This is a genomic window from Microbacterium candidum (assembly GCF_030315975.1).
Taxonomy (GTDB): domain Bacteria; phylum Actinomycetota; class Actinomycetes; order Actinomycetales; family Microbacteriaceae; genus Microbacterium; species Microbacterium candidum.
In genome coordinates, this window is the sequence record NZ_JASXSZ010000001.1 from 1,159,343 (window position 1) to 1,184,657 (window position 25,315).

24 protein-coding genes are annotated in these 25,315 nt (G+C 69.7%); 15 read left to right on the plus strand and 9 right to left on the minus strand.

Features of this window, described 5'->3' with window-relative positions; translation table 11 throughout:
• Positions 1–99 precede the first annotated feature (99 nt).
• The 5 genes from QSV35_RS05335 to QSV35_RS05355 are packed head-to-tail and all read left to right on the plus strand — an operon-like array spanning position 100 to position 6,365.
• Positions 100–1,167 carry a Gfo/Idh/MocA family protein gene (locus tag QSV35_RS05335; protein ID WP_286287423.1) on the plus strand — a complete coding sequence of 356 codons (1,068 nt, stop codon included), beginning with the start codon at positions 100–102 and terminating at the stop codon, positions 1,165–1,167.
• Positions 1,167–2,264, plus strand: coding sequence for a Gfo/Idh/MocA family protein (locus tag QSV35_RS05340; RefSeq protein ID WP_286287424.1), 1,098 nt, complete (start codon positions 1,167–1,169; stop codon positions 2,262–2,264). The genes QSV35_RS05335 and QSV35_RS05340 overlap by 1 nt, the downstream gene beginning before the upstream one ends.
• Positions 2,261–4,339 carry a glycoside hydrolase family 36 protein gene (locus QSV35_RS05345; RefSeq protein ID WP_286287427.1) on the plus strand — a complete coding sequence of 693 codons (2,079 nt, stop codon included), beginning with the start codon at positions 2,261–2,263 and terminating at the stop codon, positions 4,337–4,339. Before QSV35_RS05340 ends, QSV35_RS05345 begins: the two co-directional genes overlap by 4 nt.
• Positions 4,336–5,529, plus strand: coding sequence for an alpha-hydroxy acid oxidase (locus QSV35_RS05350; protein ID WP_286287428.1), 1,194 nt, complete (start codon positions 4,336–4,338; stop codon positions 5,527–5,529). Before QSV35_RS05345 ends, QSV35_RS05350 begins: the two co-directional genes overlap by 4 nt.
• A gap of 50 nt (positions 5,530–5,579) precedes the next feature.
• The gene (locus tag QSV35_RS05355) at positions 5,580–6,365 is read left to right on the plus strand and encodes an IclR family transcriptional regulator (protein ID WP_286287430.1); all 786 of its coding nucleotides are present in this window, start codon (positions 5,580–5,582) and stop codon (positions 6,363–6,365) included.
• A gap of 27 nt (positions 6,366–6,392) precedes the next feature.
• On the opposite strand, the gene QSV35_RS05360 is transcribed toward QSV35_RS05355, so the two are convergent.
• The 4 genes from QSV35_RS05360 to QSV35_RS05375 are packed head-to-tail and all read right to left on the minus strand — an operon-like array spanning position 6,393 to position 9,886.
• Positions 6,393–7,067 carry an SDR family NAD(P)-dependent oxidoreductase gene (locus QSV35_RS05360; protein WP_286287431.1) on the minus strand — a complete coding sequence of 225 codons (675 nt, stop codon included), beginning with the start codon at positions 7,065–7,067 and terminating at the stop codon, positions 6,393–6,395.
• Positions 7,064–8,095, minus strand: a complete 1,032-nt coding sequence (locus tag QSV35_RS05365; protein WP_286287433.1) for a zinc-dependent alcohol dehydrogenase — start codon at positions 8,093–8,095, stop codon at positions 7,064–7,066. Before QSV35_RS05365 ends, QSV35_RS05360 begins: the two co-directional genes overlap by 4 nt.
• Positions 8,092–8,952, minus strand: a complete 861-nt coding sequence (locus QSV35_RS05370; RefSeq protein WP_286287434.1) for a fumarylacetoacetate hydrolase family protein — start codon at positions 8,950–8,952, stop codon at positions 8,092–8,094. Before QSV35_RS05370 ends, QSV35_RS05365 begins: the two co-directional genes overlap by 4 nt.
• A gap of 31 nt (positions 8,953–8,983) precedes the next feature.
• On the minus strand, positions 8,984–9,886 hold the full coding sequence (locus QSV35_RS05375; RefSeq protein ID WP_286287436.1) for an SMP-30/gluconolactonase/LRE family protein: 903 nt from the start codon (positions 9,884–9,886) through the stop codon (positions 8,984–8,986).
• Positions 9,887–9,991: 105 nt separating this feature from the next.
• Between QSV35_RS05375 and QSV35_RS05380 the strand changes: the two genes are divergently transcribed.
• From QSV35_RS05380 to QSV35_RS05410, 7 genes are all read left to right on the plus strand, one after another.
• The gene (locus QSV35_RS05380; protein WP_286287438.1) at positions 9,992–12,814 is read left to right on the plus strand and encodes an FAD-binding and (Fe-S)-binding domain-containing protein; all 2,823 of its coding nucleotides are present in this window, start codon (positions 9,992–9,994) and stop codon (positions 12,812–12,814) included.
• 20 nt (positions 12,815–12,834) lie between these two features.
• The gene (locus QSV35_RS05385; protein ID WP_286287440.1) at positions 12,835–13,272 is read left to right on the plus strand and encodes a helix-turn-helix domain-containing protein; all 438 of its coding nucleotides are present in this window, start codon (positions 12,835–12,837) and stop codon (positions 13,270–13,272) included.
• Positions 13,273–13,679: 407 nt separating this feature from the next.
• The gene (locus QSV35_RS05390; protein ID WP_286287441.1) at positions 13,680–17,642 is read left to right on the plus strand and encodes a helix-turn-helix domain-containing protein; all 3,963 of its coding nucleotides are present in this window, start codon (positions 13,680–13,682) and stop codon (positions 17,640–17,642) included.
• Complete coding sequence (locus QSV35_RS05395; protein ID WP_286287443.1) at positions 17,605–18,219, plus strand: hypothetical protein; 615 nt, start codon at positions 17,605–17,607, stop codon at positions 18,217–18,219. The genes QSV35_RS05390 and QSV35_RS05395 overlap by 38 nt, the downstream gene beginning before the upstream one ends.
• A gap of 448 nt (positions 18,220–18,667) precedes the next feature.
• Complete coding sequence (locus QSV35_RS05400; protein ID WP_286287445.1) at positions 18,668–19,039, plus strand: VOC family protein; 372 nt, start codon at positions 18,668–18,670, stop codon at positions 19,037–19,039.
• A 78-nt stretch (positions 19,040–19,117) separates the two neighbouring features.
• Complete coding sequence (locus QSV35_RS05405; RefSeq protein ID WP_286287447.1) at positions 19,118–19,495, plus strand: hypothetical protein; 378 nt, start codon at positions 19,118–19,120, stop codon at positions 19,493–19,495.
• A gap of 165 nt (positions 19,496–19,660) precedes the next feature.
• Entirely contained in the window at positions 19,661–19,834 is a 174-nt protein-coding gene (locus tag QSV35_RS05410; RefSeq protein ID WP_286287449.1) for a hypothetical protein, read from the plus strand.
• On the opposite strand, the gene QSV35_RS05415 is transcribed toward QSV35_RS05410, so the two are convergent.
• Entirely contained in the window at positions 19,785–20,705 is a 921-nt protein-coding gene (locus QSV35_RS05415) for a hypothetical protein (protein ID WP_286287451.1), read from the minus strand. The two genes, QSV35_RS05410 and QSV35_RS05415, sit on opposite strands and share 50 nt — an antisense overlap.
• Positions 20,706–20,723: 18 nt before the next feature.
• Complete coding sequence (locus tag QSV35_RS05420; protein ID WP_286287453.1) at positions 20,724–21,377, minus strand: hypothetical protein; 654 nt, start codon at positions 21,375–21,377, stop codon at positions 20,724–20,726.
• Positions 21,378–21,588: 211 nt separating this feature from the next.
• On the opposite strand from QSV35_RS05420, the gene sigK reads away from it, so the two are divergent.
• Both sigK and QSV35_RS05430 read left to right on the plus strand, forming a co-directional pair.
• Positions 21,589–22,158, plus strand: coding sequence for an ECF RNA polymerase sigma factor SigK (sigK, locus tag QSV35_RS05425; RefSeq protein ID WP_286287455.1), 570 nt, complete (start codon positions 21,589–21,591; stop codon positions 22,156–22,158).
• The gene (locus QSV35_RS05430; protein ID WP_286287457.1) at positions 22,155–22,931 is read left to right on the plus strand and encodes an anti-sigma factor; all 777 of its coding nucleotides are present in this window, start codon (positions 22,155–22,157) and stop codon (positions 22,929–22,931) included. The genes sigK and QSV35_RS05430 overlap by 4 nt, the downstream gene beginning before the upstream one ends.
• Positions 22,932–22,947: 16 nt before the next feature.
• On the opposite strand, the gene QSV35_RS05435 is transcribed toward QSV35_RS05430, so the two are convergent.
• On the minus strand, positions 22,948–23,427 hold the full coding sequence (locus QSV35_RS05435) for a hypothetical protein (protein ID WP_286287459.1): 480 nt from the start codon (positions 23,425–23,427) through the stop codon (positions 22,948–22,950).
• Between the two features lie 3 nt (positions 23,428–23,430).
• The gene (locus QSV35_RS05440; RefSeq protein WP_286287461.1) at positions 23,431–23,844 is read right to left on the minus strand and encodes a DUF4383 domain-containing protein; all 414 of its coding nucleotides are present in this window, start codon (positions 23,842–23,844) and stop codon (positions 23,431–23,433) included.
• On the opposite strand from QSV35_RS05440, the gene QSV35_RS05445 reads away from it, so the two are divergent.
• Positions 23,810–24,568, plus strand: coding sequence for a TMEM175 family protein (locus tag QSV35_RS05445; protein ID WP_286287462.1), 759 nt, complete (start codon positions 23,810–23,812; stop codon positions 24,566–24,568). The two genes, QSV35_RS05440 and QSV35_RS05445, sit on opposite strands and share 35 nt — an antisense overlap.
• 102 nt (positions 24,569–24,670) lie before the next feature.
• On the opposite strand, the gene QSV35_RS05450 is transcribed toward QSV35_RS05445, so the two are convergent.
• Positions 24,671–25,237: a DUF2510 domain-containing protein gene (locus tag QSV35_RS05450; protein ID WP_286287465.1), complete on the minus strand. Its 567-nt coding sequence runs from the start codon at positions 25,235–25,237 to the stop codon at positions 24,671–24,673.
• Between the last annotated feature and the right edge of the window lie 78 nt (positions 25,238–25,315).

The window sequence follows — 25,315 nt, forward strand, 5'->3', positions numbered from 1 at the left end:
CGATGGCATTCGTATCTTGACGTCTCCAACCTATCAGATAGAGTTGTCGATGGCTGGGGTGCACAGTGCACTCCCAGACCCTGTTCTCGAGGAGGAGAAATGAGCGACCGACGACCGCTGACCGCCGCTGTGATCGGGGCCGGCGCGGGGGGCACTCTGAGCATCGACGCGCTGCTTGCTTCCGACGACTTCACGCTGGTCGCCGTCGCAGACATGAGCGAGGCCGCACTCGAACGCGTGCGCGCCAAGGACTCGGCGATCGCGACCTACACGAGCGCGGAGGAGATGTTCGCGGCGAGCCCGGCCGAGGTCGTGTGCGTCTCGACATACGCGCCGACCCACCTCCCGCTGACCCGGGCCGCCCTCGGCATCCCGGGCCTGAAGGGCCTGCTCGTCGAGAAGCCGCTCGGCGACACGACGTCCGCGGGCACCGAGATCCTCGCCCTCATCAAGGAGGCGGGCCTCCCCGTCGTCGTCCCCCACGGGCTCATGGCGCAGGCCGCGGCGCTCGAGATCGTCCAGCGCGTGCGCGCGGGCGACATCGGGCCGCTGCGCGTCGTCGAGATCGAGTGCACGAACTGGGACATCATCAACGCCGGCATCCACTGGCTGCAGTTCTTCGTGGCGCTGACCGGCGGCGAGCAGGTCGAGTTCGTCCTCGCCGCGACCGACTCCTCGACCCGGACCTTCCGCGACGGGATGCAGGTCGAGACCGACGCGATCACGATGGCGCGCACGACGTCCGCGGTGCGGGTGCTCATGCACACGGGCGACCACGTGGCGATGTCGCGCAACGACACGGTGGCCCTCTTCCGGATCATCGGCGACGACGGCTTCATCGAGTTCGGCGCGTACGAGGGGTACTACACGCTCGTGACCCCCGACCACCGGCGCGTGCGCGTCGACGTCGAGCAGTTCGCGGTGAGCGGGCACCAGCGGCACCTCGAGCACCTCGCCGCGCAGATCGCCGACGGCACGCGGGACTACAGCATCCCCGACTCGTCCCTCCAGGCGCTCGAGATCGTCGAGGCGGCCTACGAGTCGGCGCGCGTTCACGGGGCCGTCGTACTGCCCATCGACGGCGCGCAGCCCGACCGTCCGCAGGACTGGAACCCCGGCGCTCCCTACGCGGGCGTCGGCGGCGGCCGGAACGGACGTGAGCTCTGATGGCGGCCCGGATCGGCATCGTCGGCGCGAGCTGGCGCGGCGAGTACTTCCTGCGTGCGGCGGCGACGCTGCCCGAGCACTTCGAGGTCGCCCGGCTGCTCACCCGGACCGACGCCTCCGCGGAGCGCGCCGCGGCGAAGTGGGGCGTCGCGACGACGACGTCCCTGGACGACTTCCGCGCGGGGGACTACGACTTCATCGTCGTGGCGACCCCGCCGGACGTCGCGCCCGACGTCACGGTCGCGCTCGCGCGAGACGGGCACGCGGTGCTCACCGAGACGCCGCCGGCTCCGACGCGGGAGGCCCTGTTCGCGTTCTGGGAGGATGTCCGCGACCTGCGCGTGCAGGTCGCCGAGCAGTACCGGTTCCAGGCGCACCACGCCGCGCGGCTGGCCGTCGCGCAGTCGGGGCGTCTCGGCGACGTGTCGCTCGCGCGCATGTCGGTGGCTCACGGCTACCACGGTGTGAGCCTCATCCGCGCGTTCCTCGGCGCGGGATTCGAGCCGGTGTCCGTGAGCGGCTGGGCCGCGGCGTCGCCGGTCGTTTCCGCGCGCGGCCGCGACGACTGGAACGACTCGCCCGTCGAGTACACCTCGAACCGCACGTTCGCGCGACTCGATTTCGCGGGACGCACCGGACTGTACGAGTTCGACTTCGAGCAGTACTTCTCGCCGATCCGGCCGCGCCGCATCGAGATCCACGGCGCGCGCGGTCAGATCGCCGACGACGACGTGTCGTACGTCGTCGGCCCGCGCCACGCGACGACCGGCACGCTGCAGCGCACCGCCACGGGAGCGGACGGCGACCTCGAGGGATGGTTCGTCGACGCGATCTCGTGGGGCGACGACATCGTGTGGCAGAACAGATTCCGCGGCGCCCGCCTCAACGACGACGAGGTCGCGGTCGCCGAGCTCATGCACCGCATGGCGGTCTACGCCGCAGGCGGCGAGCCGGCCTACCCCGCGGCGGACGGATGCCACGACCAGCTGCTGAGCCTCGCGATCAACGACGCGGTCGGATCCGGCGCGACGCTGCGCGTCGAGGACGTGCCGTGGATGGCCGAGCGCAGCATCCTGGCCGCGGAGCGACCGGCATGACCGAGCTCGTCGACTGGGGCAACTCGGCGGTGCGCCTGCGCGTCGTCCGCGACGGCGTCCGTGCGGTCGTGGTGGGCCTCGACGTCGCGGGGCGCGAGCCCGACGACATCCCCCCGCGGGTGGCGACGCCGCCCGCCGAGGTGCTCGTGGCCGGCGGCCGCCTGCCGCAGGGGCAGCGACACGTCGCGCTCGGGACGACGCTCGAGCTCGAGTACGTGAGCCACGACGTCACCTCGTCATCGACCGGCTCCCGGCTCGAGCTCGTCCAGCGCACGCCCGCGGGGATCGTCCTGCACTCGACGTTCACGACGTTCGGCGAGCTCCCCGTCGTGCGCGTGCAGCAGACCGTCCGCAACGAGTCCGACCGCGCCGTGACGCTCGAGCACGTGTCGAGTCTGACCCTCAACGGGTTCGCGCGCTTCCGCGACGCCGACTGGCGCGACCGCGCGCGGCTGCGCATCCCCCACAACACACTGCTCGCCGAGTTCAACTGGACCGAGCACTCCCTCCCGTCGCTCGGGATCGTCGACGTCGGCTTCACGGAGGACGGCGTCCACTCGTCGAAGTCGCGGATCTCGGTGTCCAGCATCGGCACGCAGTCGACGACGGAGTACCTGCCGATGGGCGCCCTCGAGGACCTCGGCCGCGACCGCACGTGGGCGTGGCAGATCGAGGCGAACGGGTCGTGGCAGTGGGAGGTGGGCGACCACCTGGCGGCGGTCTACCTGTCGGCGGGCGGCCCGAACGACCAGGAGCACCACTGGCACCGCATCCTGGAGCCGGGCGAGGCGTTCGACGCCGTGCCCCTCGCGATCGCGTGCACCCCGGGACGCCTCGAGGACGCGCTGCGCCCGCTCACCGAGTATCGGCGTCTGATCCGTCGGCCCAACCGCGACGACGTCGAGCTGCCGGTCGTCTTCAACGACTTCATGAACTCGCTGCTCGCCGACCCGGACGAGGAGAAGCTGCCTCCCGTGATCGCCGCCGCGGCGGCGGCCGGCGCCGAGTACTTCTGCATCGACGCGGGCTGGTACGCGGACGAGACCGGCTGGTGGAACACGGTGGGGGAGTGGCAGGAGTCGTCGCGGCGGTTCCCGCACGGCTTCGCCCGGATGTTCGACCTCATCCGCGACGCCGGCATGATCCCCGGGCTGTGGCTGGAGCCGGACGTGGTCGGCGTCGAGAGCCCCGTCGCGAACGAGCTCCCGGACTCGGCGTTCTTCCGTCGCCACGGCGCGCGCATCGACAGCCAGGGCCGTCACCAGCTCGACTTCCGCTCTCCCGCCGTGATCGAGCGGATGGATGCGGTCGTCGACCGTCTCATCGCCGATTACGGCCTCGGATACCTGAAGTTCGACTACAACATCAACGGCGGCATCGGGTCGGACGTCGACACGGACAGCGCCGGAGACGCGCTCCTGGAGCACCATCGGGCGTTCCTCCGGTGGATCCACGGGCTGTTCGAGCGTCATCCGGACCTCGTGATCGAGAACTGCTCGAGCGGCGGAGCACGCATCGACTACGCGTCGATGGCGGAGTTCTCGATCCTGTCCACCAGCGACCAGACCGACCACATCCGCTACGCGCCCATCGCGGCGGGTGCGCCGAGCGGTGTGACGCCCGAGCAGGCCGCGGTGTGGGTGTACCCGCAGCCGGACTTCGGCGTCGAGGAGCTGCGCTTCGCGATCGTGAACGGCATGCTCACGCGTCCGCAGCTGAGCGGCGGGATGTGGAAGCTCGACGACGCCCAGCTGGCGACCGTCGCGGAGGCGATGGCGGCCTACCGCACCTATCGTGCCCGGATCCCCGGGATGACGCCGATCTGGCCGATCGGGCTGCCCGGCTGGTACGACGACGTCATCGCGCAGGGACTCGCCGACGACGACGGCGCCCTGCTCGCGGTCTGGCGTCGTGCCGGCTCGGGGGCGATCCGGCTCCCGCTCGCCGACCGCGCGGGGGCGGAGGTCGAGGTGCTGTTCCCGGCGGATGTGCCCACGGCGCTCGCGTGGGACGGCGACGATCTCGTCGTGACGCTCCCCGAGGGCCTCGCCGCGCGGGTCATCCGCATCGCATGAACGTCCACGGGGCGGGGCAGCGTCCGCCCCGTGGGCTGCGCGCATCCCTGACGGTGGACGACGTGCGCCGGGCCGCGCGCCGCCGCGTGCCCCGCGCCGTCTTCGACTTCGTCGACGGCGGGGCAGACGACGAGATCACGATGGCCCGCGCGCGCCGGGCGTTCGACGAGGTCGTGCTCCTCCCCGACGTCCTGCGCGACGTCGCGACGGTCGACACCGCCGTCGCGATCGGCGGCCGGGCCAGCGCCCTGCCGATCGCCATCGGTCCGACGGGCTACACGGGGCTGCTGCATCCCGACGGCGAACGCGCGGTGTCGCGCGCGGCCGCGGCCGCCGGCATCCCGTACACGCTCTCCACGATGGGCACCCGCACGATCGCCGAGGTGCGCGGGGACCTCCCTGACGCCGCCGTCTTCTTCCAGCTGTACTTCTGGAAGGACCGTGCGCGCCAGGACGCACTGGTCGCGGAGGCGATCGAGCACCGCGTGGACGCCCTCGTCGTCACCGTCGACATGGCGGTGGGCGGCGCCCGGCGCCGCGATCTGCGTCGTGGGCTGAGCATGCCGCCGCGGATCAGCCTGCCCCTCGTCGTCGACGGCGCGCTCCACCCCGCGTGGGCGCTCGGCTACCTCCGCCGGCCGCCGGCCTTCGTGTCGCTCGCGCCCGGCGGGAGCCGCTCGATCGCCGAGGTCGCCGACCTGATGTTCGACCCCGGCGCGGACCGGGCGTCCCTCGAGCGGCTGCGGGGCCAGTGGCCGGGCCGACTCATCGTCAAGGGGGTGCTGACGCCCCGGGCGGCGCGCGAGGCGGTCGCCGTCGGCGCCGACGAGGTCGTGGTGAGCAATCACGGCGGGCGGCAGCTCGATCGGGCCCCGGCTGCGCTCGAGTGCGTCGCCCGGGTGCGCGACGCCGTGGGGGACGGCGTGGCCGTCCACCTCGACGGCGGCGTGCGCAGCGGTGCCGACGTCGCGGCAGCCGTGGGGCTCGGCGCCGACTCGGTGTGGCTCGGACGCGCGGCGCTGTACGGCCTGATGGCCGGTGGCGAGGCGGGGGTCGCGCTCGTGCTGCGGCTCCTGGCCGACCAGCTCGCGGCGACGATGCGCCTGCTGGGCGCCGCTCGGCTCTCCACCCTCCCGGGTCACGTCGCGCTCGGCGCCGTCCGTTCCGCGGAGTCCCGTCTATCGGAATAGCGATCCGATAACCTGGATGGAACGCACCCCGCGTTCCCGGAGGTGATCTCATGGCAGCCTCCCCCGAGGCCGATCCCGGGCGTCTCGTCGGCTCGGACCGTGTGCTCGCCGTCCTCGTCGAACTGGCCGAGCGTCCGCAGGGCGCGACGCTCGAAGAGCTCGCCGTCGCCGTCGACAGCCCCAAGTCGACCGTGCACCGCGCCCTGTCATCGCTGCGGCGCGCCCGCCTCGCGACCCAGCTCGGCCGCGGCACGTACGTCGTCGGCGACGAGTTCCTGCGCCTGGCGTTCGAGAATCACGCCCAGCGCCCCGACCGGCTCGTAGTCGAGCCCATCCTGCGCGCGCTGGTCGACCGGTTCGGCGAGACGGCGCACTATGCCGTCCGCGACGGCGCCGAGATCGTCTACCGCGCGAAGGTCGATCCCTCGTCCGGGTCCGTCCGCCTCACGTCGACCGTGGGCGGACGCAATCCGGCGTACCGGACGGCGGTGGGCAAGCTCCTCCTGAGCGAGGCGGTGCGGGATGCCGGCGAGCTCGCCGAGATCGTCGGCGCCGGGCCGTTCGAGGCTCGCACGCCGCACACGATCACGACGCTCGACGAGCTCTGGGGTGAGGTGCGCCGTACGCGCGAACGCGGGTACGCCGTGGACGACCAGGAGAACGAGGTCGGCGTGAACTGCGTCGCGGTCCCCGTCGGCGTCGGCGCGGCCGATCCCGGGATGACCGGCGCCGTCAGCGTCAGCGCGCTCGCCTTCCGGCTGCCGCTGGCGGAGCTCGTCGCGCGGGCCGACGAGATCCGCGGCCTCGTCGCGGACGCCGGTCGCGGGAGCCTATAGCCCCCGATCGGCCGCCGCCCGGAGACCTCAGTACGTGGCCCGGCCGCCGCTGATGTCGTACACCGCGCCGGTGGAGAAGCTCACCCGGTCCGAGGTCAGCCAGGCGATCAGCTCGGCGACCTCCTCGGCACGGCCGACCCGCTTCATCGGGATGAGGCTCGTGATGTGGGCGAGGACGTCGGGCGCCGTGTCGTCGTTCATCGGCGTCGCGATGACCGCCGGCGCGATCGCGTTCACGAGCACGCCGGTGGTGGCCAGCTCCTTGCCCGCGGACTTCGTCAGCGCGATGACCGCGGCCTTCGACGCCGAGTAGACCGAGAGGCCGGGATTGCCGTCCTTGCCGGCCATGCTCGCGATGTTCACGACGCGGCCCCAGCCGCGCTCGACCATGCCCGGCAGGAACGCCCGCATCATGGCGACCGTGCCGATGACGTTGACGTCGAGCACGGTCCGCCACTGCGCCGACGTGGTCGACACAAGGGGGGTGTTCGGCCCGACGATGCCGGCGGAGTTGACGAGGATGTCGACCGCGCCGATCCGTGCGGCCGCGTCGGCGACCGCATCCTCGTCGGTGATGTCGAGGACGACGTCGCAGTCTCCGGCGATGTCGACGCGCACGACCTCGATGCCGTCGGAGCTCAGTCGCGCGGCCGTCGCAGCGCCGAGACCGCTGGCCGCTCCGGTGACGAGTGCACGGGTCATGGGGTCTCTCCTCCGCGGGCACGGGTGTCGATGTGGAACTTCGGTCCGGGGCCCGCACCCTCGGGCCGTTCGCCCGCCAGGATCGCGGGGACGTCGTCGAGGCCGACGGCGGCGGCCACGAGCGGCGACGGATCGACCGCGCCGGAGGCGTAGGCGTCGATGGTGCCGGCGAGTCCCGGCGAGGCGCTCAGGATGCCGACGGCCGTGACGTCGGCCAGGGCGAGATCGCGCGTGTCGACGAGGCTCGGGCTGCCGGCGAGACCGACGAGCACCACGCGGCGCCCCGGTTCGACGAGCTGCACTGCGCGTGCGGGCAGCTGCGGGGAGTTGGAGGCGTCGATCACGGCGTCCCACGGCAGGTCGGGGAGGTCCTCGTCCGACCAGGTCTGCGCGAACCCGAGCGAGTGCGCGAACGCCAAGGAGCGCGCGCTGCGACCGAGGAGGTGCACTTCGACGCCCCGGGCGCGTGCGAACATCGCGGCCAGCAGGCCGATCGTCCCCGCCCCGGCGACGAGCAGCCGCTCGCCGGGTGCGAGGGCGGCGGCCTCGACAGACCGGAAGGCGTTGCCGCCCGGCTCGACGAGGGCGCCGGCCGCGTCGTCGACGGTGCCCGGCAGACGGTGGAGCGATCGGGCCGGCACCGCGACCTGCTCGGCGAGCGCGCCGGGGCGGCCGTCGCGGACGCCGAGCTCTCCGCGGAACGCGCAGACGTGCTGGTATCCGGTGAGGCAGCGGCGGCAGCGCCCGCAGCCGAGCATGGTGTCGCCGGTCACCCGGGCGCCGAGCCACGACGGGTCGACCCCGTCGCCGACGGCCGAGACCGTGCCCATCCACTCGTGTCCGATGCGCACGGGGTAGGTTGTGACGCCGTCGTGGAGGTACTGCATGTGGCCCGTGTAGAGCTCGACGTCGGTGCCGCACACGCCCGCGCGCTGCACGTCGACCACGACGTCTCCCGGCACGGCCTCCGGCGCGGGAACCTCCTGGACCTCGGCCCGGCCGGGGCCGGTGATGACGAGGGCTCTCATCGCGGGCCGATCACGGTCTGGCGCTGCGCGCCGAGTCCGTCGATGCCGAGCTCGATCGTGTCCCCCTCGCGCAGCCAGACCGGCGGGACGAAGCCCATGCCGACACCGGGCGGCGTGCCGGTGTTGATGAGGTCGCCGGGCTCGAGCACCATGAACTGGCTGATGTAGTGGACGATCACGAAGGGGTCGAAGATCATCGTGGCGGTGGAGCCGGTCTGGCGCCGCTCGCCGTTCACGTCGAGCCACATGCCGAGATCCGTGACGTCGGCGACCTCGTCGGGCGTCACGAGCCACGGGCCGGCGGGGTTGAACGTCTCGGCGGACTTCCCCTTGAGCCACTGTCCGCCGCGCTCCATCTGGAACGCGCGCTCGCTGACGTCGTTGACGAGCACCCAGCCGGCGATGTGGTCGCGCGCCTGCTCGACGCTGTCGAGGTAGCTCGTGCGCGCGCCGATCACGATGCCGAGCTCCACCTCCCAGTCGGGCTTGGTCGAGCCGCGCGGGATGCGGACGTCGTCGTTCGGGCCGACGAGCGTGTTGGGCGACTTCGTGAAGAGGATCGGCTCGGTGGGCACCGCCTGCCCGGTCTCCTTCGCGTGGTCGCTGTAGTTGAGGCCGACGCAGATGATCTGGTGGGGACGGGCGATCGGGGCGCCGATGCGCCGGCCGGCCAGCGGGATCCGCTCGCCCGTGCGCGCACGCTCGGCGACGATCGGAGCGATGCGCGCGAGGCCGCCGGAGCCGAAGAACGAATCGTCGAAGTCGGTCACGATGTCCGACACGTCCACGACCTCGTCGTCACCGACGAGGGCGGCGGGCTTCTCGCGTCCCGCCGGCCCGATGCGCAGCAGCTTCATTCTGATCCTTCCGATGGGGGATGCGGGTGCCTCACACTCGACCCGACCACAGCGGCGGTGGTCCGCCGCGGAAGCCGGGCCGGAGCGTGAACAGGCGGCCCGAGAGCGGATGCGCGGCGAGCTCGGCGTCGCCGAGCCCTTCCTGCGCCGTGGTGATGACGAGGATGTCGAGCGCGGGGCCGGCGAAGGCGACCGACGACGTGTGCGGCGCGGGCACCTCGATCCGTCCGACGATCTCACCCGCGGGGGAGTAGCGCAGCACGCGGCCGGCGCCCCAGACGGCGACCCAGACGTGGTCCTCGTCGTCGAGCGTCAGTCCGTCGGGGTGGCCGTCGCCGACGGTCGCGAACACGCGCCGCTCGCCCACGGCGCCGGTGCGGGGGTCGTACGCGCGCACGTGGATGACCCCCGCCCCGGTGTCGACGCTGTAGAAGCGGCGGCCGTCCGCGGTCCAGCCCAGGCCGTTCGCGAGCGCGAGGTCGTCGTCGAGCACGGCGGCCGATCCGTCGTCCTCGACGCGCACGAAGACCTCGGACCGGGTGCCGGCCGGGCCCTTCGTGCCGACGATCAGCCGCCCGGCGGGGTCGGCCTTGCCGTCGTTGAATCTGCGGTCCGCGCCCGAGATCAGCTCGGGACCGGCGCTGATCGCCCCGTCCGGGGTCCGGAAGAAGAGGCGTCGCGTTCCGGCGACGACGAGTTCGCCCGACGCGGCGACCGCGACGGTGCCCGCGGTGTCAGGGAACCGGATGCGGTCCTCCACCTCGATCGTCCCGTCGTCGGCGAGCACGCCGCGATAGACGCAGCCGTCGAGGATGTCGACCCACAGGAGGCGTTCGCGCACCGGGTCCCACAGCGGACCTTCGGCGAGGAACAGGCCGGTCTCGGTGGCGACGCGCGGCGTGCCGAGTTCGGGCGCTGCGGTGACGTCGTTCATGCGCACCTCCGATTCCTCGTTGAATTGCCGTAGGGGACGGGTCACCCGCTATCGTAGCCTTATTCCATTTACCAAATGCAAATTCCATTTACCGGAAGAGACATCATGAGTGCATCCCCTCGTCTCGCAGCGGTGGACAACGGTCTCGTCAGGGCGCTGGAGGAGGCCTGCGCCGACACGCGGACGCGGGTGAGCGACCGCCTCGCGGGCGCCCACGACGCCTCGCACTACCTGTTGACGCCGCAGGCGGTCGTGGTGCCCGCCGACGCGTCGGGCGTCGCGGGCGTCCTCGCGGTCAGCCGAGCGCACGGCGTGCCCGTGACCTTCCGGTCCGGCGGCACGAGCCTGTCCGGGCAGGCCGGGAGCGACGCCATCCTCGTCGACACCCGGCGCGGCTTCCGGCGCATCGACGTCCTGGACGGCGGCGAGCGCGTGCGCGCGCAGCCCGGCGCCACGGTGCGCGCGGTGAACGCCCGGCTCGCGCGCCACGGACGCAAGCTCGGACCCGACCCCGCCTCCGAGATCGCCTGCACCATCGGCGGCGTCGTCGCCAACAACTCGTCGGGCATGTCGTGCGGCACCCACGCGAACTCGTACCGCACGCTCGAGTCCGCGGTGCTCGTGCTGCCGAGCGGCACCGTCATCGACACCGCGCGTCCGGACGCCGCGGAGACACTGCGCCGCAGCGAGCCGGCGATCGTGGCCGGCCTGGAGCGGCTGCGCGACCGCATCCGCGGCGACGCCGAATCGGTGGCGACGCTGCGCCGTCTGCACGCGATCAAGAACACGATGGGCTACGGGCTGAACTCGTTCCTCGACCACGACGAGCCGTTGCGGATCCTCGAGCATGTGGTGGTCGGCTCCGAGGGCACGCTGGCGTTCATCGCGGAGGCCACCTTCCGCACGGTGGCGGTGCACCCGGAGGTCGCGACGGCGCTGCTCGTGTTCGCCGACCTCACCGCGGCGACGGCGGCCCTGCCTGCGCTCGTCGATGCGGGCTTCGCGACGATCGAGCTGATGGATGCCGGATCCCTCCGCGTCGCGCAGCAGGATCCCGAGGCGCCCGCGGAGCTCGCACAGCTGACCGTCGTCGACCACGCTGCTCTGCTCGTCGAGCACCAGCAGCCCTCGGCTGCGGACCTCGCCGCCCGGGTCGAGAACGCCCACGACCTCTTCCGCCGCCTGCCGCTGGTCGCGCCGGCGACCATGACGTCCGACGCCGCGACCCGCGCGGCGCTGTGGCACATCCGCAAGGGGCTGTTCACCGCCGTCGCCGGGGCGCGGCCGTCGGGGACCACCGCGCTCCTCGAGGACATCGCGGTGCCGGTCGACCGGCTGAACGAGGCATCCGCGCGACTCGTGGAGCTGTTCGGCCGGTACGCGTACGAGGGATCGGTTATCTTCGGGCACGCGAAGGACGGCAACATCCACTTCCTCGTCAACGAGCGGTTCGACGACCCGGAACGGCTCGTGCGCTACGAGGCGTTCACCGAGGACCTCGTGGAGCTCGTGCTGTCGCTCGGCGGGACGCTGAAGGCCGAGCACGGCACGGGGCGCATCATGGCGCCCTACGTGCGGCGGCAGTACGGCGACGAGCTCTACGCGGTGATGTGGGAGGTCAAGCGGCTGCTCGACCCGGGGATGCTCTTCAACCCCGGGGTGCTGCTGACGGAGGACCCCGACACCCACGTCCGGAACCTCAAACCCGCGCCCACCGTCGAACGCGAGGTCGATCGCTGCGTCGAGTGCGGGTACTGCGAGCCGGTGTGCCCCTCCCGCGACCTCACCCTGACGCCGCGCGAGCGGATCGTGCTGCGCCGCGAGCTGCAGTCCGCGCGCGAGCGCGACGACGACGAGGTCGTCCGCGCGATCGAGAATGAGTACCGCTACGACGGCGTCGAGACCTGCGCCGTCGACGGCATGTGCCAGACGGCCTGCCCCGTCCTCATCAACACCGGCGACCTCGTGCGTCGCCTGCGCGCCGAGGAGCAGAACGTGATCGCGCAGACGGCGTGGCGCACGGCCGCGAAGCACTGGGATGCCGTCAGCTCCGTGGGCGGCGTCGCGCTGACCGTCGCGGACGCCCTCCCGATCGCCCTCACAGCGACGGCCACGAAGGCGGGTCGTGCCGTGCTGGGCGCCGACACCGTTCCTCTCTATACGGACGACCTTCCGCGCGGCGGCAGGCGGCGCCGGACGATCACGGCAGCCGACCCGGTCGCCGTGTACTTCTCCTCGTGCACCACGACGATGTTCGGACCCGTCGGCGGCGACGGCGTCGCGGAGTCGTTCCCCCGGCTCTGCGAGCGGGCCGGGATCGCGCTGACCACGCCCGAGGGCCCGCCCTCGCTGTGCTGCGGAACGCCGTGGAAGTCGAAGGGCCTCACCGAGGGCTACGCCGTGATGAAGGCCCGTGTGTCGGCGGCGCTGCGCCGCGCGACGGACGGCGGACGGCTGCCGGTCGTGTGCGACGCATCCTCGTGCACCGAGGGGCTCACCATCCTCCTCGAGGCCGCGGGCGATGAGGGCATCCGCGTCATCGACGCCGTCGCGTTCGTCGACGAGCACGTCCTGCCCCGCCTCCCCGCCGCGAACCGGATCGCGTCGCTGACGCTGCACCCGACGTGCTCGTCGCACCACCTCGGTCTGGACGGCGCGCTGGGCCGGGTGGCCGCGGCCGCCGCCGACACGGTGGTCGTCCCGGACGACTGGGGCTGCTGCGCCTTCGCGGGCGACCGGGGGATGCTGCATCCCGAGCTGACGGCGTCCGCCACGGCCCCGGAGGCGGCTGGCGTCGAGCAGGCCGCATCCGTCGCGCACGCGTCGCTGAACCGCACGTGCGAGCTCGGCATGACGCGGGCCACGGGCCGCGAGTACCGCCACGTGCTTCAGGTCCTCGACGAAGTTCTGCAGCAGGCGGAGGCGTGAGGGTGGTGGCAGGATTTGGGTTGGCGGACTTGGACGACGCCGAGTCCAGCGGTCGTGACGGGACAATCTGGTCGGCTCTGGTGAAGAGAGGAGGATTCTCCTGCATCGACGATGCCGTCTTCATCGCCGGCTACTTGGGCATTCCGAGCGTGCGTCTGAAGATCATCCGCCTCCTTCAGCAGCGCGCCTGGGCAACGTTGCCAGCGCTCGCTGCGGATCTCGGATGGACCCGCAACGGGCTACTGCGACACGTCGAGGTGCTGGAAGACCTCGGTCTGCTGCAACAGTTCACCGCGCGTGTCCCAGGTTCCGATCGCCCGGCCACCTGCTACAAGCTGGATCCTGCGCGGCTGAACAGGGTCGCGGACGCGGCGGCCGAAGCGCTCCGGGGAACTTCCAGCATTGGCGGACCGGGCCGGCACGCGGGATCGCCCTCAGCCAAGGCCCCCACGGCGTAATCGGCCCGAGGGCCGTCCCTCGGTCTCCGGACGGTCGCAACCCGCGGGATGGGGATCCGCGCGCGTCATGATCCTCCTCCGACCGACGGAATTCCAACCCGCCGACTTGCGGCTCCAGGTGTCCCTGAAGGGAGCAACACGGGGCGGAGTGCGAAGACGGATGGCGCTGCTGGTCGTGTCGATCCGACCTCTGTTCCTTGCGGATCTCTACGAACCCGTGGTGGGGGCGGGTCTCTCTATTACCCGCACGCCGCACGCCGCACGCCGCACGCCGCACGCCGTTGACGTAATGGTCCTCAGGGCGAGGAGGTGCGAGTGGCCCCGGCAGGTAGCGTGCTGGCGGCACCGTTGCGAACACCATGGGCCCGAGAAAGTCCACAATTGCCACAATCATGTATTCTCTTGGTATGAGTAGTGGAGAGGGCTTGCCTGACTTCCTTAGCGTTGGCGAGACCGCGCGTCTCCTCGGTGTGCACGAGAACACGGTTAGAAACTGGGTGAAGTCCGGCGCGCTACTCACTGCTCGTCTTCCCGGCGCAAAGCAGCACCGCTTCGCGCGCGAGGAAGTGATGCGACTGCTCCGCGAGCGTGGCGAGTCCGCCTCCTCGGTCGGGCCGCAGCTTCGCACCGACGGCCCGGAACTCGTCACCGCCGTCGAGCTCCACGCGTGGGCAGCTCGCACTGACGCGAAGACCGTCTTTCCCGAGCTGATGCGTCGGCTGCTGGCCAACACTCCCGGCGTTACCAACATCAGGATTCGAACCGGTGAAGGCGTTGCGGCGCCGGGGTGGGATGGTGAGGCAACGTCTACCGGTAGCAGCTTTCTCCCAGCGGGTGAGCTGCGGTTCGAGTTCGGCACAGACGCGAACACGAAAGGCAAGGCGCAGAAGGACTACGACAAGCGCCTGGCCGAACCAACGCGCTCGAATGAAGTCTTCGTCTTCTGCACCCCTCGCAACTGGGCCAACAGTGCGACCTGGGCAGCGGACCGAAAGTCGGAGGGCGAGTTCGCCGGAGTCGTGACCATCGATGCGCAGGTCCTCGAGGGATGGCTTCGCGCCGTCCCCTCCGTTCACTATTGGATCTCTGAACGCCTCGGCTATCGTCCACAGGACGCACGTTCTCCCGAGCGCTGGTGGGACTCATTCGTGGGGCGCGTTACGCTCGACATCCCGCCGGCGTTCTTTCTCGCAGGGCGCCTGAAGCAGGCGGACGAGCTCACCGCGGCGCTCACGGCCGCGGAGGGCATGGGTTCGTCGATTGCCGTGAGGGCGGGGTGGTCCGATGATGCGCTGGCATTCGTGATTGCCGCAATGACTCCGAGTCTCACGCTCGCGAGCCGGGCAGTCGTCGTGACTGCCGTGGAGGCCTGGCATCGCCTCGTAGATAGCGCGGAGCCCCTCGTCCTCATCCCTCTGATTAAGGAGATTCCGGATCTGAAGGTGGCCTTCGATCGCGGGCACCGTGTGGTGCTCATCGCCGACAGTGGCGACGTCGTTCGACGTGAGCGTGCGATTGAGCTGCCCAAGTTGGACCGAGTCGTGGCCGCTGAGGTCCTTAAGGACCTCAGCGTCGATTCGCATGAGGCCGAGCGAATCGTTGCCCTCGCCCGACGAAGCATGCCTGCGCTCTTCCGGTACCTCGCGCGAGACTCGCGTCTTCAGATGCCGGAGTGGGCTCGCGATACGGATAAGACTTCGATCCTGTCGCCGCTGGCGTTGGTCGGGTCCTGGGACGCGCGTGAGGGCGACAGTTCGATCATCGAGATGATGACGGGGAGCAGCATCGAGAGGGTTGAACGACTGCTGCGGTCGCTCGCGGATCGGCCCGAAGCGCCGTTCGTCAAGTCCGGAGGCCGTTGGCGGCTTGCGGACCCGCAGGAGGCCGCTTACGTGCTCTTTCGGGATCTCAGCGAAGCTGACTTCGCTCGATGGCAGGACGCCATCATGCGGGTTCTCCTGGACGAGGATCCCTTTGCCGGTATGGACGCGGTCGCACGCGTTACTGCGAGCGCGACCGGCGCGGCACCGATGTACTCGGACACTTTGAAGAAGCATCTCGCGCTGGGCCTCGCTCTTGCTGGCGCTGCATCTGATGACGTCCCGCCCGAACTTCATATGCAGGCTCGGGTGAACCGAGTCGTGCGAGCGCTGTTCGAGCGTGCGAGGGAGGAAAAGTCAGGCGCCGTGTGGGCAACGATTGCTCCATCGCTCCCGTCGCTCGCCGAGGCCGCCCCGGAGATCTTCGAGGATGCCATCCAGGACGATCTTGAGCAGCCGAACCCCCTTCTGCGAACGCTCTTCACAGACGAGACCGACCGCGGCCTCTTCGGATCCAGCTCCCCGCATCCCAATCTCCTCTGGGCGCTGGAGAGCCTTACATGGTCACCAGAACACTTCGGTCGGGCGACGGACCTGCTCGCCAGTCTCGCCGCGATCGACCCCGGTGGACGTCTGAGCAACCGACCCATCGAAAGTCTGGAACGCGCCGTCCTGGGCTGGATTCCGAACAGCGGCGGAAGCGTCGAAGACAAGATCGCCGTCATCGAGCGGACACTTCAGCGTGTTCCGGACGTCGGGTGGAAGGTCATTCTCGGGGTCTGGCCGAGCAGACACTCCACCGCCTTCGAACCGCACAGACCGACGTTCCGGGATTGGGCGCCGGTGAGGTCGAACATCACATACGCGGAATGGGGGCGCTACATCCATGGACTTGTTGTCCTCGCCGTCGAGGCCGCCGGCGAACGGGCTGACCGGTGGGTCGAGCTGATCCCGGGTCTCGACAACCTCGCCAAGCCGGACCGGGAGCAGGTCTTGGCGTCACTCCGCGCGCGCATCTCCGGAGCAGGCTGGCGGGAGGATGAACGGTACGGACTCTGGGAATCACTGACCGCTGAAGCCGATCGACATGAGGAGTACTCCGACGCAGATTGGGCTATGCCTGCCGAGGACGTCGCCCTGTACCGTGACGTCGCCGCTGAGCTTGCACCGACGACAGATCCGCGGCGCTATTCAAAGCTCTTCAGCTGGCGGGGCGTCGTTCCTGGCAAGAAGCGCGGTGACGAAGGCTTCGATGAAGACCTTCTCGCGCTACAGCGCGCGGCTGTCACCGAGGTACTCGCGGAGGGTATGGCCGCCATCGAAGAGCTCGTTCTCGACGTTGACACGCCGACGGTTGTCGGGCTCCGTCTCGCGGAGCTGCCGTCCGTAGGCGATGACGCCATCCTGCGCTGGCTTTCGAGCAGTGAATCAAAACTTCGCGAAGCAGCCCTGTCCTTCGTGAGCTACCGCCTGCAGAACATAGGCGGCGTCGAACGGATGGTGGCCATGCTCGCGAGCGAAGAGGTCAACGACCCAGAGGCGCGGGACCGTCTGATGGGCGCTATCCCCGCGACCAAGCAGTACTGGGAGGCAGTCGCCGAACTGGGTGGCGATCTTGAAAGTGCATACTGGCGACGCGTTGCTCACTACCGTGTTGCGACCGAGGACCGGGTCGACGGCGTGCGGCTCTTGCTTCAGCACGGGCGCCCCTGGGCTGCGGCAGGGCTCCTGTGCGACATGGTGATGCAGCAATTGGAGCCCGCCGTCGAGCAGCTCAAGTCGACCCTGACCGCACTGATCACAGGGTCTAGTCCGATCGATGACCCGTCGATGAGTTCCTTCTATGTGGGCACGCTCCTGGAATACATGGAGCACGAACTCCCCGACGACGAGGATCTCCCGCGGTACGAATTCGCGTTCTTCGATCTGCTGCATGATCACAAGCCGTCCAGAGCGCTTTATCGGTTGCTCTGCGCTGATCCCAACGAGTTTGTGGACCTGGTGAGCCGCGTATACCGGGCCGGCAACGAACCCAAGCGCGCATTGTCGCCTAGGGATCAGGCGATGGGACATCTCGCCTGGAGTGTGCTTCGTGAGTGGGATGTGCTGCCTGGCCTGCGTGAAGACGGGACCGTTGATGAAGCACATCTGACGGATTGGGTCCGTCAGGCACGCCTCGCGCTCAGTGATAGTGGTCGCGGCCCCGTTGGCGACGAGCAGATTGGACAGGTGCTTGCCTCCAGCCCCACTGGCAGTGACGGCGTGTGGCCGGTCGAGGCGGTACGAGAGCTTGTCGAGAGCATTGGCAATGCCCGAGTCGATACCGGCCTCCAGATCGGCAAAACCAACAAGCGCGGGATCACAACACGCGGTGTGTACGACGGAGGCGATCAGGAGCGAGAACTCGAGGAGCACTACCGGCAAATGGCTAGCAAGATCGCGTCGCAGTGGCCGCGGACCGCACGCGTACTGCGCGGCATCGCCGAGAGCTACCAAGCCGAAGCGCGGCGCCATGACGCCGATGCCGAATGGCGAGGCGACGATGGCTAAAGCTCCGCACGCGAACAAGGAAGGAGGAGCTCCGGGACTAACCAACTTCCGGGTAGACGACCGGATCTTCATCGACGAATCGAAGGCCCGGGGGTATTACGTCATCGCCACCGCAACTGCGTTTGGCTCAATTCACGCGACGAACAAGCTTCTGCGCGAGCTGCTGAAGCCTGGACAGAATCGCCTCCATTTCAAGAGCGAGAGCGATAGTCGGCGACGCTTGATCTTGTCCACGATGAGCACTCTCGACGTGCGAGTTTCAGTTTGGGGAGTACGCGGTCTTCCAGACAAAGTGGCGCGCCCAAGGTGTCTTGAAGCTCTTGTTGAGGAGGCTGCCACGGCCGGCGCAAGTCAGCTCATAATCGAGCGCGACGCGTCATTGGAGCGAGCCGACAGGCAGCTGATCGCCGGGGTCTTGCGCCGCACTGATGTGGCGGGAATGCGATACGAGCACTGTGCGCCGCACGAGCAACCCCTACTCTGGGTGAGCGACGCCGTCGCCTGGTGCTACTCGAATGGCGGCGACTGGGTGCGACGCGTCGAAGCGATCGTCGAGGGCCGCGTCGCACGGCTGTAGAAATGCGTGAGCCTGGCTCGTCATACCGTCCGGAAGACTGCCAGGCTCTGAGGGCTACTGCCCGCCGCTCGACAAGCATACCTCGGCGATGATCAGGGTGTCCACCGGACCCCGCGAATGGCTGATCCGGAGGTGCTGTTCTCAATAAGGAGCCACGTGACGTGCGTACGAATCGCGTAAATCTGAACGACTCCGAGCGTCGCTGAACGTCGTCGACGGGGGTCGCGAACCGAAAGGAATCAACGTGAATGCCCCCGATCGCCCCTGGGCGCAACCCCGAAGGCGGGGTTCAAATCCCTCCGTCTCCGCCACAAGCTGCGCGAAGGAACCAGCATCCCCTTCACGAGTCCACGCGCCTCGCCCGTGGATCGTCGCCGGCCCAGAAGCTCTCAGCCAGGATCTCTTCGAGCGGCGACTGCTTGGATCGGCGGAACATTGGATCCGAAGCATGACTGAGTTCCTGCGCTGCGAAGTCTTTGCCGCCGATCTCGACGCCACTGCCGACTTCTACACACGCGTTCTCGGATTCCGGATCATGCGCGACGGGCGCGACCAGGAGTGGGGGTATCTGGCGCTTGAACGCGGCAGTGTGCGGGTTGGAGCTGCCCGGCGCGCGGCGACGTCTGCCGTCGAACACCGCCGGCCGCCGGTCGGAGTGGAGCTCGTTCTGGAAGTCGACGACCTCCCGGCCGAAAGGCGCCGCATTGCCGACGCCGGTTGGAACGTCGTCGACGAGATCGCGACGCAGCCCTGGGGGCTGACCGACTTTCGCCTGCTGGACCCCGACGGATACTACTGGCGGCTGACCACGCGCGAGTAGACGATTCCCCGCGGGGGCACTGCGTGTTCACCCGTCCGAGGCTGGTCCTGGGCGGCGATGGCGGATATCGTCAGCAGCATGGCGGACAGAGTGGTGGAGAAGCTCGCCGGGTCCGTCCCATCATGGGGCGCCCGGATCGCATACGGAGAGAAGTCGACGATCGGAGCGGAGGACATCGTCCCCGTCGCCGTCGTCGTGTTCGGCTTCGGCGCCGGGGAAGGGTCCGGTGAGACACCATTGCCTGAGAAGCTGGCCCAGGGCAAAGGGGAAGTCTCGGGCGGCGGAGGCGGCGGGATCGCGCTGCCGATCGGTGCTTACGTCCAAGGCGCGAGCGGGGCGGTCTTCAAACCGAATGCGATCGCCCTCGTGTTGGCGGCCACACCGATCGTCATGAGCGTGGCCGCCGCGATCGCCGGAACATCCGCGGTGCGAAGCGTCGTCAAGATCTTCCGCTGACGCGACCGGTGCGTCGGCTTCCGACTCAGGCCGTATGGTACGTCGCAAGCCCGGGCGATTGCGACGGGTCCACGGGTGTCGCCATGCGTTCACCGAACCGTGCGTGTCCGTTCACCGCCCACGGGTCGGTGTCGGCGTAGCGTCCCGAAGGTGAGCATGTGCCGCGTGAGAGGGTGTCGCGCCGAGGGCGACGACGAGTGGGTCGCCCGCAGGAACGGCGTCATCGAAGAATTCCTCGTCTGCGCCTCCCACGGCGTTCGTCTCGATGCCGACCACACGGGCGTGACGGTCAATGAAGCCGGCGAGCTCGTGCTCCCGGAAGAGGACGAGGCGGCCTGAGCGCGAGAACGGCCGCGAGGCCGACGGCGGCGACCTCCGCGACGAGATCGATCCCGCCCTTCACGTCGACGGGCTCGCCTGCGCCGAGTCTCAGGCCGAGGGCGTCGTCGGCCGCATGACCCGCCTCGAGGGGGAGACCTGCCACGACGGCGTAGATGTAGATGACGATCAGGGCGATGTCGACGACGATGACGACGTCCATCCCGAGCGCTTCCGCTCGATCGGGGGCGCTGAGGGCGAACCCCGCCAGCGCGAGCTGGGCGAGGCCCGCGAGGAGGAAGCCGACGCCGAGCAGCGTGGACACTCCCAGATGCTCGGGCGTGAGGATCAGATGGATGATCGCCGCGACGAGGAGCAGGAGCGCCAGCGCGAGCCGGGCGGCGACGCGCCGGCCCATTCGACCCGGCGCCGCGGGTGCGATGAGCGCGGCGGCGACGAGGACGGCGCCGGCAGCCGCGAACACGTAAGGGCCCACGCACGCCGACGGATCGGTGAGGACTCCGGTCGGGCCAGGGGCGCCGACGTAGAGCGAGATCCGCCACGCGCTGTACAGACTGTCGGCGACGACTGCGGATGCCGCGACGACGGCGATCGGGCGGAGGATGCGCGCACTTCCGTGCCGTGCCTGGACGAACAGCAGCGCGACCACGGCGAGCACGAGAAGGGCGAGGAATCCCCCGTCGAGGGAGAAGCCGCGCACGGGGGTCATGCCGTTGAAGAGCACGATCCACGGAAGAAGGCCTCCGACGATCATGAGTGCGACGGCGGACGCGATGGCCGCCAGCGCGATGACCTTCCGGAGGACGGGGGTGCGCCGCAGCCCGGACGCGACGGTCCGTGATGCGGCGGGAGCGAGCGCGTGAGACGACATGATGACGACTCTGGTCGCTCAGTGATGTGATCCGACGACGTTGAAGAACAGGTACAGGTTGGTCGGGATCGGGCCGAGCACGCCGCTCGACGGATCGGCGATCAGGCTGTTCATCACGGCTTCGGACTTGCCTGCGGCGAGCGTCGACCATGCCCTCTGGTTGGTCACGGCGACGATCTTCACGTCCCACCAGCCGCCGGCCGGGCCGTCCAGGATGTGGCTGTGAGCCGGAAGCGGCACGTCGGCGACCGCGTCCGGCGAAACGCCGAGCGCACCGGCGATGCGCGAGAGGTCGATGGTCAGCGGATGGTTCGGGCACGAGGCGAGCGCGCACATCGGCGCGGGGTTCGGGTCGGCGAAAAGCGGCACGAGCACGTAGAGCGTGGATCGGTCGGCGTTCGCGACCGGTCCATGGTTCGCATCCGTTCCGACTTCGCATCCGCTCGGGGCCCCGGATGCCACGCTCGTGTCGCAGAAGAAGTTCTGCGCGTACTGCACCGTGACGGTTTGACCGTTCGTCCACGCGGGAGTCTGGGCCGACGAGACCGGCAGGACGACGGAGCCGGATGCGAACGCGGCGGAGCCGATGGCGAGGGATGCGGCGAGCGCACCCGTGAAGAGCGAGGCCGCGAGCCCGATCCGGCGCTTCCGGCCGTCTGTTGACTTGTCCACGAGCATTCCCCTTTCGGGATTCGCGGCCTCCGATGAGTGACGATCGTCGGTCCGGCGGCGAGCGACCACGGACTCCGGCGCCGGCATCGATGCGGGGTATTCGGAACGGGGGCTGAATCGGATGGGTCCTGATCCCGCTTGTGCCTGCTGCGCATTGCCGGAACCAGCACCGGGTGGGCATGCTGTGGGTGTGGTGATCGATGGTGTCGACATGCCTGACGAGGGCACGGACGCCGTCGACGTCGTCGGAGGCCTCATCCAGCGGACCGCCCAGCGGGACCGGGATGCGTTCGCTCAGCTGTACGACATGCTTGCGCCCCGTGTGTTGGGTCTCATCGTCCGGGTGCTCGTCGACCGGGCGCAGAGTGAGGAGATCCTCCAGGAGGTGTTCCTCGAGGTCTGGCAATCCGCCGATCGGTTCGCTCCGAACAGAGGACAAGGGCGGACGTGGCTGCTGACCATCGCGCACCGCCGGGCGATCGACCGCGTCCGGTCTTCGCAGGCCGGCACCGATCGCGATGTCCGGGCGGGTTTGAGAGAGCTCGCGGCCCCATCCGGGGACATCACGGACCAGGTCGCTCTGAAGATCGAATCGGAACGGGTCGCGGGTGCGCTTCGCACGCTGCCCGAGGTCCAGCGGGAGGCGCTCGTGCTGGCGTACTACGGGGGCTATTCGCAGTCGGAGATCGCGGTGCTGACCGGCGCGCCGCTCGGCACCGTGAAGACCCGTATGCGTGATGGCCTGACGCGTCTGCGCGTGGAGATGGGGGTGCCGCGGTGACCGAGGAGGAGTTCGCGCTGCTCGCGGCCGGTGCGGCTCTGGGGGCGCTGAGCGACGACGATCAGCGCGCCTACCGTCAGGCACTCGCCGATCACCCGCAGTGGGCATCGATCGCGGACGAGGATGCCGACACCGCCGCGGCTCTCGCCGGTCTCGCACGCGAGGTCCTCCCTCCGCCGGAGATACGCGATGAGATCCTCGCCCGTATCGACGCCGCGTCGCCGGATGTGCACCTGGAGAACATGGCCGCGCCCGCGGAGGACGGTCCCACCGACGGCCGTGACGACCCACGCCGGACCGGTGGATCGGGGCGGCGGTGGGGGCGACGGGGCTGGTTCGCGCTCGCGGCTTCCCTCGTCCTGCTGATCGGCGTCGGCACCGCGACCGTGATGGTGGTGCAGCAGACGAGCCAGCCCGCAGGCATCGTGGCGCTGAACCGCATCGAAGGGGCTCCCGACGCGCAGCACGCATCCGGTCACGTCCAGGGCGGTGGACCTGCCACTCTGCACTGGTCTGTGTCCATCGGCAAGGCGGTGCTCGTGACGGGTGCGATGCCCGAGATATCGCGGCAGCAGACGTTCGAACTCTGGTACATGCGAGGGACTGCGGCCATCCCCGCCGGCACCTTCGACGCCACCGGAGATTCGACCTCCGCACTGCTCAAACCGGGGATGCAGCCGGGCGACGTGATCGGGGTGACGGTCGAGCAGGCCGGCGGCTCGCCCAACGGTCGACCCACGACGGACCCCATCCTCACCATCCCGACATCCTGAGTGGCGACCGGCCGTCTCAGTGGCCGGCGTGCGGGTCCAGAGAGACCACGTGTCCGTGCTCGTGGTGCGGCACAGCCGTCGTCGAAAGTGCTGGGCCGAGCAGTCCGGCGACGATCACGCCCCCCGTGACGACCCCGACCGCCCGCGACCAGGGCCGCCCGCGCGTCGACGGGCGCGCATCCCCGCGAGAGGCGAGCATGGCCGCCGGGACGACGAGCGCGATGGTCGCCGCCACCGCGAACGGCGAGCCGCCGAACGGGACCGACGCGGCGGCGAGGACGACTCCGGTGATCGCGCCGGCGAGCGCCGTGCGACGCGCCACGGCGCGTTCGGAACGAAGGCTGACGATTCCCCAGGCGAACTCGCCCGCACCTTGGAGAAGGAGAGCGACCATCGCGACCGCGCTCGCCACGCCGATCTCGGCGCCGAGGGCGACGTGCAGCAGGCCGGCGCCCCAGGCGAACAGCGCCGGCCAGCTGCGGGACATCGTCCTCATCCGTCATCCGAGCGCGACGCGCGGACTGCTCACCCGTTCGACGCCCAGACCGAAAGCCAGCAGCACGATCGCGCTGGCCAGGTGCAGGAAGTGGTCGAACGTATTGAGTGCCAGGACGTTCGCGACCGTGCCCACCAGGAAGAACCCGACGACGCCCAGCAACAGATAGGCCGCGCCGATCACGGTGTTGGTGATCTTGGCCGTCTTCACCGAGACGAGCCCGGAGATCAGGAGGGCGGCGCCGATGAGAAGGTGAGCCACGTTGTGCAGCGGGTTCACCATGAACAGACCCAGCAGCATCCCGCCCCTGCTTGCGAGAAACGAGACGCCACCCGTCACTGTGAACCCGAGCAGGCCCACCACGAGGTAGACGGCGCCGAAGATGACGGCGATCAAACGGTTCGGGGACCTCAGCATGGCTTCCTCCTTGTTCCGCGCGGCAGTCGCCGCTCAGGAAGCATTCGGAGACGTGCCGGGATCGGATCGCTGCGGATTCCATCCGTCATCATCGGTGTTCGGGCAAGCTGGGCACGTGCCGGAGTACAACTCGTTCTCAGGACGCGATCTCGAGCGGATCAGGGTCCTTTCAGATGGGGTGTTCGCGGTAGCGATGACCCTGCTCGTGCTTGATCTGCGTCTGCCGATCCTTCCCGCGAGGACCGACGTGCAGTTGTGGTCGCAGCTGAGCGGATTGCTGCCGCAGTTCGTCGCCTACGCGCTGAGTTTCACGCTGCTCGGCACGTTCTGGCTCGCGCAGCACACCCTGCTTGCGCAGCTCGACGGCTCGGACCGCCACCAGACCTGGGCGGCCTTGATCTTCCTGTTCTTCGTCACCACGCTTCCCTTCACCGCATCCGTCCTCGCGAGCCACGTGAACCTGCGACTCGCGGTGGGCCTGTATTGGCTCAACCTGCTCATGCTCGGCGCCGGAATCGGGTGGCAGATCGTACATGCCCGACGAGCCGCGCTGTTCAACGATCCCGACGCCTATCGGCTCATCTGGCGGCGCCTGCTGCTGGCACAGACCCTCTACGCCATCGCCGCCGCAATCGCGTTTCTCAGCCCGCCGGCCGCCGTGCTGGCGCTCGCCTCGGCGCAGCTGTTCTTCATGATCTCCCCGCGACTGCCCTGGGCGACGTGAGTCCGGGCGCGACCACTCCCTCAGACGCAGGATCCTGCAGGCCCGCGGAGATCAGGTCGGCCACACATGTCCTCACGGGTCGTGCCTCGCACCCGGCATCCGTCATCTGTTGCGGTAGTGCTCCGCGCTCGCGGTGATCCAGCCTGCGAACTGGCGAGCTTTCGCCTCGTCGCCGGGCGGGGGGAAGGTGATCCACGCCTGGTCGGCGCTTTCGATCGCGAGACCGAGGGCCCGACCGTCGAAGCGGCTGAACTGGTGCCACGTGAGTCTGCCGCGCGGATCGAACAGCGCCTTCGCATGCGCGGCGCGTGAGAAGCCGGGCCTCTTCCCGATCCGCTCGAGGCTGTCCACGACCGCGACGACGCCGGCGATGGGCTGACTCAGCTCGCCGAGGTGGATCCACCGGCCGTCGACCACGACTCCGGCGTACGAGTCCTCGCCGCCGCTGAATCGCGACTGCGCCGTCCAGCGGCGCCCGTCCCACCAGCGCGTCCGACCGCGGCCGTCGTCGTACCAGCCAGGAGCGGTCGGGGACGATGCCGGGACGGCGCCCGTGCGCAGCTCGACCCCGAACCCGAAGTCCGCGTAATGCTCGGTCCACCGCGAACCGTCCCACCAGCGCATCGCACCGGTTCCGTCGTCATACCATCCGGGCTCCGCCGCCGCCATGGATCGAGGCTACCCGCGTGAGCGGCCATGGTGCCGGGCGGCGCTCACCGGATCGATGGCGCGCGGCGGCAACAGCCC